10 protein-coding genes are annotated in these 13,421 nt (G+C 74.3%); 5 read left to right on the top strand and 5 right to left on the bottom strand.

Annotated features, from left to right (window positions below):
• Positions 1-9: 9 nt before the first annotated feature.
• Positions 10-876, bottom strand: a complete 867-nt coding sequence (locus ACQPZO_RS15515; RefSeq protein ID WP_433341669.1) for an alpha/beta fold hydrolase — start codon at positions 874-876, stop codon at positions 10-12.
• A 231-nt stretch (positions 877-1,107) separates the two neighbouring features.
• On the opposite strand from ACQPZO_RS15515, the gene ACQPZO_RS15520 reads away from it, so the two are divergent.
• The 4 genes from ACQPZO_RS15520 to ACQPZO_RS15535 all read left to right on the top strand — a co-directional run bounded on the left by ACQPZO_RS15520 (position 1,108) and on the right by ACQPZO_RS15535 (position 5,909).
• Positions 1,108-2,751, top strand: a complete 1,644-nt coding sequence (locus tag ACQPZO_RS15520; RefSeq protein ID WP_433341672.1) for a DHA2 family efflux MFS transporter permease subunit — start codon at positions 1,108-1,110, stop codon at positions 2,749-2,751.
• A gap of 40 nt (positions 2,752-2,791) precedes the next feature.
• A complete protein-coding gene (locus ACQPZO_RS15525; RefSeq protein WP_433341674.1) occupies positions 2,792-3,760 on the top strand; it encodes an Lrp/AsnC family transcriptional regulator in 969 nt (322 codons plus the stop codon).
• 107 nt (positions 3,761-3,867) lie between these two features.
• Positions 3,868-4,539 carry a hypothetical protein gene (locus ACQPZO_RS15530; RefSeq protein WP_433341676.1) on the top strand — a complete coding sequence of 224 codons (672 nt, stop codon included), beginning with the start codon at positions 3,868-3,870 and terminating at the stop codon, positions 4,537-4,539.
• Positions 4,536-5,909 (top strand): CoA transferase, encoded by a 1,374-nt coding sequence (locus ACQPZO_RS15535; RefSeq protein WP_433341678.1) that lies wholly within the window; start codon positions 4,536-4,538, stop codon positions 5,907-5,909. The genes ACQPZO_RS15530 and ACQPZO_RS15535 overlap by 4 nt, the downstream gene beginning before the upstream one ends.
• Before the next feature lie 18 nt (positions 5,910-5,927).
• Here the strand turns inward: ACQPZO_RS15535 and ACQPZO_RS15540 are convergent, their stop codons facing one another.
• From ACQPZO_RS15540 to ACQPZO_RS15555, 4 genes are all read right to left on the bottom strand, one after another.
• A complete protein-coding gene (locus tag ACQPZO_RS15540; protein ID WP_433341680.1) occupies positions 5,928-7,955 on the bottom strand; it encodes a beta-galactosidase in 2,028 nt (675 codons plus the stop codon).
• Positions 7,956-8,064: 109 nt separating this feature from the next.
• Positions 8,065-9,042 carry a carbohydrate ABC transporter permease gene (locus tag ACQPZO_RS15545; RefSeq protein WP_433341682.1) on the bottom strand — a complete coding sequence of 326 codons (978 nt, stop codon included), beginning with the start codon at positions 9,040-9,042 and terminating at the stop codon, positions 8,065-8,067.
• The gene (locus ACQPZO_RS15550; RefSeq protein WP_433341684.1) at positions 9,039-10,073 is read right to left on the bottom strand and encodes an ABC transporter permease; all 1,035 of its coding nucleotides are present in this window, start codon (positions 10,071-10,073) and stop codon (positions 9,039-9,041) included. The genes ACQPZO_RS15545 and ACQPZO_RS15550 overlap by 4 nt, the downstream gene beginning before the upstream one ends.
• A complete protein-coding gene (locus tag ACQPZO_RS15555) occupies positions 10,070-11,737 on the bottom strand; it encodes an extracellular solute-binding protein (protein ID WP_433341686.1) in 1,668 nt (555 codons plus the stop codon). The genes ACQPZO_RS15550 and ACQPZO_RS15555 overlap by 4 nt, the downstream gene beginning before the upstream one ends.
• A gap of 227 nt (positions 11,738-11,964) precedes the next feature.
• Here ACQPZO_RS15555 and ACQPZO_RS15560 point away from each other — a divergent pair, with 227 nt between their 5' ends.
• Positions 11,965-13,185 carry an ROK family transcriptional regulator gene (locus tag ACQPZO_RS15560; protein ID WP_433341688.1) on the top strand — a complete coding sequence of 407 codons (1,221 nt, stop codon included), beginning with the start codon at positions 11,965-11,967 and terminating at the stop codon, positions 13,183-13,185.
• Positions 13,186-13,421: the final 236 nt, after the last annotated feature.

Here is a 13,421-nt window from a genome sequence, read left to right on the forward strand (position 1 = left end):
CGCCGCAGGTCACGTCCGCTGGGGCCGCCCGGCCGGCTCGTGCGACGTCGTGTGGTCGAGGATCACCTCGGCGAGCCCGGGGCCGACCGCCTCCGACAGGGCGTGACCCAGCCCGGGGACGGTGACGAGCCGGGCGTTGCCCAGCAGCGCGGCGAGGTGCCGCGCGGCGGCGGTGCCGGCGATGGGATCGGCCGGGGAGTCGACCACGAGGGCGGGGGTGGTGGTCGCCTTCAGCTCCGTGGCCCGGTCGAGGCCGTCCTGGCTGGCCTGCGCGTGCGCCCCGGTGTTGTCGTGCCGGCCCGCGTGGTCCATGATGCGCTCCTCCCGACGCCGGAACTCCTCGGCGTCGAAGGGCAGCTCGCCGCCGTTGAGGATGCGCCAGTGCTCCACCCGCCAGGCGATCTCGGCGGCGCGGTCGCGCGGCTGGAGCATCGTCTCCCAGTACGCCAGCAGCTCGGGGTCGGGCCCCGGCGCGTCGGCGGGCCCGCCGTCCATCGGCGGGGTGCCGACGAAGGTGGCCGTCGCCACCCGCTCGGGGTGGTCGAGCAGCAGCAGCTGCGTCAGCATGCCGCCCATGGACATGCCGACGACGTGGGCGCGTGCGACGTCCAGCGCGTCGAGCAGCTTCACGGCGTCGGCGGCCAGTTCGACGATCGGGTACGGATGCTCGGCGAAGGACCAGGTCGAGCGGCCCGTGTCGCGGTGGTCGTAGCGGATCACGCGGTGCCGGCGAGCCAGCGCGTCGAGCAGGGAGTCCGGCCAGGTCAGGCCGGAGGCGTGCGCGCCCATGACGAGCAGCAGCGCTGGGGCGGCCGGGTCGCCGCGCTCCTCGGCCCACAACCGCACCCCGGGTGCCACGTCGATGTGATGTTCCATGCCCGACAGGGTGGCCGATGATCGGTGCGCCGTCCACCAAGTTGCCCGGGCGGTCCCGGGGCGTGTCGGAAAGCGTGGCTCGGCCGGGTGCCGGTGTCGGATTTCCACAGCGCGGGGGGATCTGGCTGGCCGGCCGGTGCCGACCCGACGGAATCTGGGCGCGCGGTCGATCGACCGCACCATTTCGTGCGCCTGGAGATGAGGGCTTCCTTGAACGTATCCAGTGGGGCAATGACGACGCGCGGGCGTGGGGCCACCATCGCGCTGGCGTGCGCGGGGGTCTTCGTCGCCTACCTGCCGGTGGTCACCGTCACGGTGGGCCTGCCGGCGATCCAGCGGGCGCTGGGCGCCTCCACCGCGCAGCTGTCGTGGGTGTCCGACGCCTTCGTGCTGCCGGTGGCCGCGCTGATCCTCACCGCCGGGGTGTTCTCGGACGTGCACGGCCGCAAGAAGGTCTACCAGGTGGGCCTGGCGCTGTGCGCCGTGGGCGCCCTGGTGGCGCTGTGCGCCCGTTCGGTCCAGGTGCTCTGGCTTGGGCAGGGCCTGGCCGGCGCGGGGGCCGCCGCGTTGCTGCCGGTGACGCTGGCGTTGATCAGTCACGCGGTGCCCGACCACCGGGAGCGCGGCAAGTACATCGGCCTGTGGACGACGTGCATGATGGCGGCCATGGCGGGACCGCCGCTGATCGCCGGGGTGATCCTGGAGCACGTCGGCTGGCGGTGGATCTTCGTGCTGCCGGTGCCGCTGGCGCTGCTGACCATGGTGATCGCCGCGCGGCTGCTGCAGGAGTCCCGGGCGAGCGCCGGGCGCAGGCTCGACTGGCCCGGACAGATCACGGCCGCGCTGGCGATCACCGCGTTGATCTACGGGGTGATCGAGGGCGGTGCGGAGTCGTTCACGCATCCGCGCACGCTCGTGGCCCTGGCGGTGGCCGTGGTGAGCGCCGCCGCCTTCGTGGTGATCGAGCTGCGCAGCGACGCGCCCATGCTGGACCTGTCGCTGTTCCGCAGCCCGGCCTTCACCGCCGCCTCGCTGGCGGCCCTGATCAGCTTCCTGGGGCTGATCGGCTTCTTCTTCGTGCTGAGCCTGTACTTCGGCGTGGTGCAGCAGTTGACCACCCTGCAGTCCGGCGTCCGGATGGTGCTGGTCAACGTCGTGTCCATGCTCCTCGGCCTGGTGATGGGCCGCCTGATGCGTCGCGTGTCGCCCCGGGTGCTCATCACCGTGGGCCTGCTGGTCGCGGCGGTCGCGCTGCTGTCCCTGACCACGCTCGGCCCCGACACGTCCTTCGGGTCGGTGGCCTGGCGGCTGGCCCTGCTGGGGCTGGGCCTCGGCCTGGCCTTCCCGTGCATCACGAGCATCGCGGTCACCGCCGTGCCCCCACGCCAGGCCGGCATGGCGGCGGCGGGCAGCAACGCCTTCCGGCAGGTCGGCGGCGCGCTCGGGCCGGCCCTCATGGGGGCCCTGCTGACCGTGCAGGCGGTGGGCGCGCTGCCGGGCCACCTCGCCGAGGCGGGGCTGACCGGCGAACGGGCGCGGCAGATCACGGACACCGCTGCGGCGAGCGGGCTCGGTGCCGTCGCCGGGCTGGACCTGGGTGTCGACGCCGAGCGGGCCCTGAGCGCGATGTCCGAGGCATTCCTCGACGGCCTGCGGCTGTGCCTGTTCGTCTCGGCGGTGCTGCTGGTGCTCGCCGCGCTGGCCGCCGCCGTGCTGCTGCGGCAACGGCAGCCGGCCGCGACGGCTCCTGCCGCCGCCGCTCCCGCCGCCCCCGGCGGGGTGCGGCGGCCGGAGCCGGCCGCGTCGCCCGTGGGCGCGGCGTCTTCGCACCCGGGGCGCCAGGATCCTGCCTACAATCAGCCCGACCGGCTCTGAAACGCCCCCGCGCCGTGCCCGTTCCGCGCAGGAGGAGCCCGTGGCGTCCGAGACGCTCGACCCGCTCGACCTGAGGCTGCTGCAGGCGCTGGAACTGGACGGGCGTGCGTCGTTCAGCCGGATCGCCCAGGTGCTGGGCGTGTCCGACCAGACCGTCGCCCGCCGGTTCCGGCGGCTGGCCGCCACGGCGCGGCTGCGGGTGACGGGCATGACCGACGACAGCCGCCTCGGCCGGGACAGTTGGATCGTGCGGCTGGGCTGCACGCCCAATGTGGCCCAGCAACTGGCGCTCGCGCTGGCCAGGCGCACCGACACCCAGTACGTCGACCTGGTCTCCGGTGGGACCGAGGTGATGTGCGCGATGAACCCGCGCAGCCGCCAGGAGCGCGACGACCTGCTCCTGGAACGGCTGCACCGCACCCCACGCGTCACCTCGGTCAGCGCCCACTGCGTCCTGCACTCCTTCTACGGCGGCCCGCTCGGCTGGCTGCGCAAGATCAGCGCGCTCGATCCAGACGAGGAGGCCGCGCTGCGCCCTCCGGCCGCCGCGCCGACCGCGCCAGCCGTCCTGGACGCCACCGACGAGGCGCTGCTGGCCGCGCTGCGGCGGGACGGCCGCGCGCCCCTCGCCGAGTTGCAGAAGGCCACCGGCCAGTCCGAGGCGGTGACCCGGCGGCGGCTGGAGCGGCTGCGCGCCGCGGGGGTGCTGTACTTCGCCGTCGAGTACGACCACGAGCCCCTCGGGCAGGGCATCGGGGCGATGTGCTGGCTGACCGTCGCCCCGCACGCCCTCGCCGAAACCGGGCGGGCACTGGCCGGCCACCCGGAGGTGCGCTTCGCCGGGGTCGTCACCGGCCCGGCCAACGTGGTCATCTCCGTGCTCTGCCGCACCAGCGCCGACCTGTACGCGTACCTGAGCGACAGGATCGGCGCCCTCACCGGGGTCCGGACGGCGGAGACCGCCCTCATCCTGCGGCGGGTCAAGGCGCTCACCTACCTGCCCCGCTGACGCCGCGCCCCGATTCGGCGAGGAGCCGTCGACCCGCGCGCCCTCTCGACGGGCCCGACGCCAGTCGCCGGTCGCGGCTCGCGGTTCTGGTGGGGTTGGATGTCGGGATGAGCGTTCACGACGTCGCCCGCGTCCTGCCCGACCCGACCACGCTGCGCGACCGGTGCCGGGCGCTGGCCGTGCTCGACGCCGCCCTGGGCCACGATCCGGCCTTCACCTACCACCGCTTCGACGCGCGCTGGGGGCCGGGGGAGGAACTGGCGTCGATGGACAACGGCTCCGGCGACGAGTGGTCGATCGTCTTCGCCCCCGCCGGGATCTTCGTGCGTGGCTTCGACCACGAGTCGCCGTTGAGCCCGGCCGGCAACGACTCGGGCGAGCTGTGGCCGGGCCTGGTCGACACCGTGCCGGAGGCGTTCGCGGCCTGCGTACGGGAGCCGGCGTTCAGCTTCGACGGGACGTTGGAGGCCACGGTGTGCCTGTGGCGGGAGACCGGCGACGACCGGTGGCGCCACGGCGACGTCGTACTCCCCGCCGACGGCGACGACGGAGCCGACCACCTCTTCGGGCTGCTCACCGACGGGACGCCGGAGGCGTACCAGGACTGGGCCCGGGACTACTACGAGCGACCGGTCGACCTGGACGCCGTGCGGGAGGTCTTCGCGCTGCGGCCGGTGACCCCCGACCTGCTGCGCCGGCTCGGCGCGCGGCAGGCGCTCGACGAGCTCGCCGGGGAGCTGGCCCGGATCGGCCACCCGGTGCGTCGGGACCCGGCGTGACCGTGTCGACCGACGTGCTGGCGGAGCTGGGCATCCCGGCCGGAACCATGCCCCGGCTGATCGGGGACCCCCGACCGGCGGCGCTGTTCGCGCCGCTGGCGGTCGCCGAGTGCGCCGTCGCCTCCGTGGCCGCGTGCCTCGCCGCCGCCGCCGAGCTGGGGCACGCCCGCACTGGCCGGCGACCCCCTGTCGCCCTCGACACGGCACACGTGGCGGCGGCGGTGCGCGGCGAGGTGTGGCTCCGGGACGCCGCCGGGCGCAGCGTCGAGGGCTTCGCGCCGCTGTCGCGCCTCTGGCGGGCCGCCGACGGCTGGGTGCGTACCCACGCCAACTACCCCTGGCACCGGGCGGCACTGCTGGCCGCCCTCGGCGTCGCCGACGGCCCGGACGTCGAGGTCATGGGGCGGCTGGCCGACGCGGTGGCCGCCCGCCCGGCTGTCGACGTCGAGACCGTCGTGTACGACGGCGGCGGCCTGGCCGTGGCCGCACGCGCGCCGGAGCGTTGGTGGGCGGTCGCGCCGAGCGAGACGGCCACCGGTTCGCCGCTGGTAGGCGTCGTCCCGCTCGACGGCGCCGCGCCGCCCCTGCCCGCACCCGGTCGCCTACCGGCGTCGGGGGTACGGGTGCTGGACCTGACCCGGGTCATCGCCGGCCCCGTCGGCACCCGGATGCTGGGGGCGCTCGGCGCCGAGGTGCTGCGGGTCGACGACCCGCTCCGGCCGGAGCTGCCGTTGCACGCCCTGGACGGGGTGGTCGGCAAGGCGAGCGCGCTGCTGGACGCGCGCACGGCGGCCGGCCGGGAGACGCTGCACCGCCTCGTCGACGGCGCCGACGTCGTCGTGACCGGGTACCGTCCGGGCGCGCTGCGCCGGCTCGGGCTGGACCCCGACCAGATCGCCGACCGGCACCCCGGCACCGTCGTCGCCACGCTGTCGGCGTGGGGCACCACCGGGGCGTGGGGCGCGTGCCGCGGCTTCGACAGTCTGGTGCAGATCGCCACCGGCATCGGCTGGACGGTACGCGCGGACGACGGACGCCCTGGCGCCCTGCCGTGCCAACTGCTCGACCACGCCACCGGTTACCTACTCGCCGCCGGGATCCTCACCGCCCTGACCCGACGCGCCCGCACCGGCGCGGCGAGCCACGTGTCGGTCTCCCTTGCCCGCACCGCGCGGTGGCTGCTCGACCAGGGTTCCCGGTCACCGGCCCTGGGCGGGGACGACGAGGCAGGCCGGCAGGCCGACGCGTACCGGACCGCCTTGGGGAACGGGTGGAGCGGGATCAGCCCGCCGGGCAGCGTCGACGGGCGACCGCTGCGCTGGCCCCGGCTGCCGCCGGCGTACGGGCGGGCACTCCCGGCCTGGGGCTGACGACCAGCCGGGCCGGGTTCAGCGTCCGGGGGTCGCCTCCCGGACCACGGCGGCTCCCCCGGCGGGCACCTCCACGGCGGTGGCGACGGTCGCGCCGGTGAGCAGCTCCACCCCGGCGGCCGGCACCCGGTGCGCCCGGTCGGTGTGGTTGAGCAGGAACAGCCAGCTCGCCTGCGGGCCCCGGCGGCGCACCGCCTCCACCCCCGTCGGGGCGGCCGGACAGGTCGGGGTCGCGCCGGCAGCGAGGGCGGCGTCGGTGAGCAGCCGACGGTAGGTCTCGTCGTCGGGTCGGGTGGAGACGTACCAGGCGGTGCCCGCGCCGTACCGGTGACGGGTCACGGCCGGCTGCCCGGCGAGCACCCCACCCGCGTACGCCCGGACCGGCTCGGCCCCGGCGAGCCGGACGGTCTCGGTCCAGATCCGCCCGGTCCCGCCCCCGGCCAGGGGGACCTCGTCGCCGTCGGCGAGGGGGTGGAACTCCTCCACCCGCACGCCGAGCACGTCGCGGAACGCCCCGGGGTAACCGCCTGGCCGGACCCGGGCGTGCTCGTCGGCGACCCCGCTCAGCCAGGTCACCACGAGGTGCCCGCCGCCGTGGACGTACGCCCGGACCCACTCGGCGGTGGCGTCGGAGGCCAGGTAGAGGGCGGGAAGCACGAGCAGTAGGTACCCGTCGAGGGGGTCGCCGGGGACGACCACGTCGCAGCCGAAGCCGGCCCGCCACAGCGCCCGGTGCGCCGCCGCCACCTCCCGGTGGTGGTTCAGCCGCTCCGACGGCAGGCCCGGGTGTTGCAGGGCCCACCCGCTGGCGGCGTCCCAGCCGATCGCCACGGACGCCTCGACGGTCGCGCCGTCGGCCTCGGCGACCCGCTCCAGGGCCTCGCCGAGGGCGACGGTCTCCCGGAACACCCGGCTGTCCGGGCCGGCGTGCGGCACGAGGGCGGAGTGGAAGCGTTCCGCCCCGCCGGCCGGGGCCCGCCACTGGAAGTACATCGCGCCGCGCGAGCCCCGGGCGACGTGGGCGAGGCTGTGCCGGGCCATCCGGCCGGGCTCCTTGGTGTGCATCCGCCCGGCGGTGTAGATCAGGTTCGGTGCGCTCTCCATCAGCAGCCACGCCGCGCCGGCGGCGGCGTCGGCATCGCCCATCCGAAGGCGGGCGCCGTGCCGGGCCCAGCCCCGGGCCAGGTCCGCCGCCAGGGCGGTCTGCTCCTCCGCGCCGCCGTCCACGACGGACGGATAGTGGTCGACGGCCACCAGGTCCACCTCGGCGGCCCAGCGGGCGTGGTCCACCGGCACCCAGTCGCCGAGAACGTAGTTGGTGGTCACCGGCACCGCCGGGTTCGCCGCCCGCAGCAGGTCGCGCTGCTCGGCGTACGCCTCCAGCAGGGTGTCGGACCAGAACCGGCGGAAGTCGAGCAGCTGCCCGGGGTTGGCCAGGTACTGGGTGGCCCGGGGAGTGCTGACCTGCGCCCAGTCGGAGTAGTGCTGGCTCCAGAAGCTGGTGGCCCAGGCGGCGTTGAGCGTGTCGAGGTCGCCGTGGCGGGCGGCCAGCCAGCGCCGGAACGCCGTCGCGGTGTGCTCGCAGTGGCAGGTGGTGCCGTACTCGTTGTGCACGTGCCACAGGGCCAGCGCCGGGTGGTGGGCGTAGCGGTCGGCGAGGACGGCGGCGATCCGGCGGGCCGCGGCCCGGTACGCGGGCGCGGCGGCGCAGTAGGTGTCCCGGCTGCCGTGGTGCAGCCGTACCCCGTCGGCGGTCACCGGCAGCGCGCCCGGGTGCGCCAGCGAAAACCAGGGCGGCGGCGAGGCGGTCGGGGTGGCCAGGGCGGCGGCGATACCGTGCTCGGCCAGCAGGTCCAGCGCCCGGTCGAGCCAGTCGAAGTCGTACCGGGCGGGGGCGGGTTCGAGGCGGGACCAGGCGAACACGCCGACGGTGACGAGGTTGACCCGGGCCCGGCGCATGAGGTCGACGTCCTCCCGCCACACCCGCTCGGGCCACTGCTCGGGATTCCAGTCCCCGCCGTAGCGGAGCCGACCCTCGTCCCACATGTCGTACCGTCCGTTCGCGTCGTCGGTCGGGTCCGCTCCGGGCGCGGGCCGGTGGTGGTGGCGGGCGCGACGCCCGCCCCGGTGCGGGGTCGGACGCCGCGCGGCGCGGTCAGCCCTTCACGGCGCCGGTGATGACGCCCTTGGTGAAGTGCCGCTGCACGAACGGGTAGACGATCACCGCCGGGACGACGGTCACCACCACCACGGCCATCTTCACCGCCAGGGTCGGCGGGTACGCCGTGACGCCGGGCAGGCTGATCGAGGCGCCCGAGACGTTCGGCGACTGGCCGGCCAGGATGTAGCTCTGCAACACCCGCTGGATCGGGAACTTGTCGTTGTCGTCGATGTAGAGCACCGAGTTGAAGTAGGCGTTCCAGTAGCCGACCGCGTAGAACAGGCCGACCACCGCGATCACCGCCTTCGACAGCGGCAGCATGATCCGGGTGAGGATGCGGAACTCGCCCGCCCCGTCGATGCGGGCGCTGTCCAGCAGCTCGCCGGGCACGTTCATGAAGAACGTCCGGACGACCACGAGGTTGAACACGCTGATCGCGCTGGGCAGGATCAGCGACCAGATGCTGTCCTTGAGCCCCAGGCCGGTGACCACCAGGTAGCTGGGCACCAGGCCGGGGAAGATGAGGAAGGTCAGCAGGAAGAAGAACAGCAGCCCCCGGTGCCCGACCGAGCCGGGCCGGGACAGCCCGTACGCGGCGAGGACGGTGAGCACCAGGCTGACCGTCGTGCCGAGCACGGTGACCAGGGTGCTGATCCAGACGGCCCGGGTGATCTGGCCGCCGTTGAAGATGGTGAGGTACGCCGACAGGTCGATCTCCCGGGGCACCATCACCATGCCGCCGGCCGCGTCGATCGTGTCCCGGGAGGCGAGGCTGGTCACCAGCACCGCCCACAGGGGCACGAGCACGGCCGCGACGAGCAGGGCGAGCACGACGCCCTTGCCGAGGACGCCGACCGGCGACGGCGGCTCCTCCCACGGGGCCCGCCGGGCGCCCCGCCGCCGGTTGCGCGGCGGGCCGTCCACCGATGGACCCGCCGGCACCGGCCCGACGCCACTGAGCTGTGTGGTCATGACTTGGAGTACACCCCCTGCTCGCCGAGTCTGTGCGCGATCTTGTTGGCCGCGACGATGAGGAGCAGCCCGACCACGGCCTTGAACAGCCCGGCCGCGGCGCCCAGCCCCCACTGCTGGGTGGCGATGGCCTGGTAGTAGACGAACGTGTCGAGCACCTCCGCGGCGTCCCGGCCGACCGCCTCCCGCTGGAGAATGAACTGCTCGAAGCCGACCGACAGCGCGTCGCCCAGCCGCATGATGAGCAACAGCACGATCACCGGGCGCAGGCCGGGCAGGGTGATGTGCCACAGCCGCCGCCACCGGCCGGCCCCGTCGGCGGCCGCCGCCTCGTACAGGTTGGAGTCGATGGCGGACAGCGCGGCCAGGAAGACGATCGCGCCCCAGCCGACGTCCTTCCACACCGACTCGGCGGTGACCAGCACGATGAAGGTGTCCGGGTTGGTCATGACGTTCCACGGTTGCAGGCCGGCCTCGCGCATCTCCTGGGCCAGCAGGCCGGCCCCGCCGAGCATCTGCACGAAGAACGTCACCACCAGCACCCAGCTGAAGAAGTGCGGCAGGTAGACGACGCTCTGCACGAAGCCGCGCACCCGGCCGGAGACCAGACTGTTGAGCAGGATCGCCAGCAGGATCGGCAGCGGGAAGAAGAACACGATCTGGAACGCGGTGATGGTGAGGGTGTTGCGCACGGCGTCCCAGAACAGCGGGTCGGAGAACAGGGCCTCGAAGTTGCCGAAGCCGATCCACTCGCTGTACAGGAACGCCTCGACCGGGTCGTCGCCGACGAACGGGTTGTAGTCCTGGAAGGCGATGATGTTGCCGAGCGTGGGCAGGTAGTGGAAGACCAGCAGCAGCGCGGCGGCCGGCGCGGTCATCGCCAGCAGCGGCCAGTCCCGGCGCAGCCGGGCCCGCAGGGAGGCCCGGGGCCGGGGCCGAGTGGCCCGCCGGGGTTCCCGCCGCCCGGAGGGCGGGGCCTCGCCGGTCGCCGCCGGCGCGTCGACCGCGCCGGCGGTGCCCGGGCCACTCATCGGCCGTTGTCGGCGAGCGCCTTCTCGAAGAACGCGCGCCCCTCCTCGCCCCCGGAGGCGAGGAACTCCTTCGTCACCTGGTCGAGGTCGCCGATCGGCCGGCGGCCACGCAGGATGTCCCGGATCTTGTCCTCCGTCGGCTGGATGATCTTCGACCAGTTGGCGGGCAGCTCCAGCTTGATCCCGGCGAACAGGTCCCTCTCCAGCAGGCCGATGTTCTTCTTGTAGTAGTCGAGGTAGTCCTGGACGAAGTTCGGGGTGTCGCCGCTGCGGACCTTCACCGGGACCCGGCCGCCGATGTGGGTGTACTGGGCGCCCAGTTCCCTGCGGCCCAGGTCGGTCGGGATCGGGCTGCCGTCGGCCGCGCGGGTGAAGTGCTTGCCCTCCACGCCGTACTCGCGCAGCTCGAACTCGCGGCTGCCGAACGGCGCGGCGCACCAGTTGAGCACCCGCAGCAGCTCGTCGACCCGGGTCGCGCCGAGGCCCTTCTTGAGGAAGGTGAAGAAGACCGGCTTCTCGCTGCCCCAGATGACGGCCTGACCGCCGGACACCCCGAACACCGGCAACGGCTGCATGTTGAAGCTCGCCAGCACCTTGGACTGCTCGCCCTGCATGCCCTGCCAGGCGCCGAGCCCGTCCTGGAACATCAGGATCTTGCCGGCCTTGAAGAGCTGCTTCTCGTCGGCGCCCTTGCTGGAGACCGTGTCGGGGTGCACCAGCCCGTCGGAGAACAGCTTGGCGGTGAACTCCAGCGCGGCGCGGTAGGCCGGGTTCTCGAACTTGTGCTCCAGGCCGCCGTCGGGCTTCTTGCGCCAGATCTGCTGGCAGCCGAAGAACTGCTGGACCATGTCGAAGACGCTGCCGAAGGCCCAGACCCCCTTACCGGGGTCGGTGAGCTTCTTCCCCAGCTCGTACAGCTCGTCGGTGGAGGTCGGGGCGGCCAGGCCCGCCTTGTCGACCAGGTCCTTGCGGTGGAACAGCGCCCAGGCGAACGGGCCGTCGGTGGGGAACGGCACGGCGTGCAGCCGCCCGCCCCAGACCGAGTACTCCCACGCGCCGGTGGGCAGCGCGGCGAGGTACGGGTACTTCGCGGCGGCGTCGCCCTTGAGGTGGTCGGTCAGGTCCTCGAACAACGCCTTGACCGCGTCGGAGAACCGCGCGACCTTGTCGACCTCCCAGTTCGGCACGCTGAGCAGGTCGGGCACGTCCCGGGCGCCGAGCATGGCGTTGAGCTTGTCGGCGTACGTGGTGCCGTCCTGCAGGCTCGGGTTCACGTCGACGCCCAGCTTGCCGTTGACCGCCGCCAGGTAGGAGTTGTTGCCCAGGGTCGGCGGGGTGGGGCCCCACCAGGGGCTCATGGAGCGGATCGCCCCGCCGCCCTTGCCGGGCTGCTCGGTGACCGCGTCGACGAGCTGCTGGGGGTACTTGAGGTAGCCCTCGGGGATCGCCCCCTCCCCCGGGATGTCCGGCTTGAGCAGCTCGGCCGGCTTGTGGGTGGGCAGCACGGACCGGATGGCGTCGGCCTTGGTGGCGCTGCCCTTGCTGCCGGCTTCCTTGCTGCAGCCGGCGAGGGTGGCGCCGCCCATCGTCGCGGCGGTGCCGAGACCGAGCAGACGCAGCATGGTCCGGCGATCGGTGGATGCGCCTGGCAGGGACGGCTTCACGGCGCACTCCCTTCATCTGACAGGCGGGGCTTGCGGAGCACGAGCGCCCGGCTAGGATTAGTTGGGGTACTAGCCGAACAAACTAATCGACGGTGATCCGACCCACAAGGGAGCGACGCCCGCGCCATCGGCGAGGCCCGGGGTCGTCCGGGGGCACGCCGGGGTGCGCGATGATGGACGCGCGAACCGACCGGGATCGCACCGGCAGCGCAGGGAGCGGGCAGATCTTGATCAGCAGGCAGAACGACCCGCAGCCGACCGACCTCGGCGACGTGCGGGTCGCCAACCGGGCCGTGGTGCTGCGACACGTCCGGGTGCACGCCCCCTGCTCCCGGGCCGACATCGCGGCGCACACCGGGCTCAACAAGGCCACCGTCTCCAGCCTGGTCGCCGAGCTGATCGACCACCGGCTGCTGCGCGAGACCGGGCTGACCGAGCACCGGGTCGGCCGGCCGGCCACCATGCTCGTGCTCGACGGCGAGCCGTACGCCGCCCTGGGTCTGGAGATCGGCGTCGACGAGCTGGTGGCGGTCGCGGTCGACCTCGGCGGAAACCGGCTGCTCACCTGGCGTCGCGCCTTCCCCGCCCCCTCGTCCCCGCCGGACGAGACGGTCCGCGCCCTCGCCGCGCTGGCCCGCCGGGCCGTCGCCCGGGTCACCGGCCAGGGGCGGGCCGTGCTCGGCCTCACCGTCGGCGTGCCCGGCCTGGTCGACACGGCCGGCCGCGTGCCGCTGTCGCCCGCGCTCGGCTGGCGCGACGTCCCCCTCGCCGCCGCGCTGCGCGCCGCGCTGCGCGACCCGGAGTTCACCGTCACGGCGGACAACGAGGCGAACCTCGCCGCCCTGGCCGAGCAGCGGCACGGCGCCCACGCCGGTGCGGCCGACCTGGTACACCTCACCGGCGGTGCCGGGATCGGCGCCGGGGTGATCGCCGACGGTCGGCTGCTGCGCGGCGGGCGGGGCTTCGCGGGTGAGATCGGGCACCTGACCCTCGACCCGGCCGGCCCCGCCTGCGCCTGTGGGCAGGCCGGCTGCCTGGAGGCGCTGACCGGGCTGCCCGCAGTGGTGCGCCGGCTGCTGCCCGACACCGCCGAGGACGGGCCGGTCACCGACTTCCTGCCGGAACTCGACCGGATCCGGGCCCTCGCCGGGCAGGACGACCCGACCGTGCGGGCCGGGCTGGCCGAGATCGGCCGCCACCTCGGGCACGGGGTGGCCCTGCTGGCCAACCTGGTCAATCCCGAGGTGGTGCTGGTCGGCGGCCACTACGCGGCGCTGGGGCCGTGGCTGCTGCCTGCGGCCCGGGCCGAACTCGCCGCCCGGACCCTCGCGCCTGAGGCGGGCGGGTGCCGGCTGGAGGCGTCGACCCTGGGCGGGGCGGCGACCGCGCTCGGGGGCGCGACCGCCGCGCTGGCCACCGTCGAGAGTGGCCGGCTGCCCACCCGCTGAGCAGGGCGAGACCCGGCGGCGACCGCGATCCACGGCCGCCAGCCCTTGACCGCGTCGCCCCGATGGTGCCAACCTCGGAGCAGCCGTCCCGTCCGGGCAGCCGGGGCGGCTTGTTTTCCGCAGCTTGTCGAAGCGCTTCGCCGCATCCGGGTCGACAGCCGCACACCACCACCCCCGTGATGTCGCTCGTCAGGACGGCCGTCGAAGCGCTTCGACCCGCCGACCGGGCGACCGCT

This window comes from Micromonospora sp. CA-111912 (genome assembly GCF_050948415.1).
In the GTDB taxonomy this organism is placed as follows: domain Bacteria; phylum Actinomycetota; class Actinomycetes; order Mycobacteriales; family Micromonosporaceae; genus Micromonospora.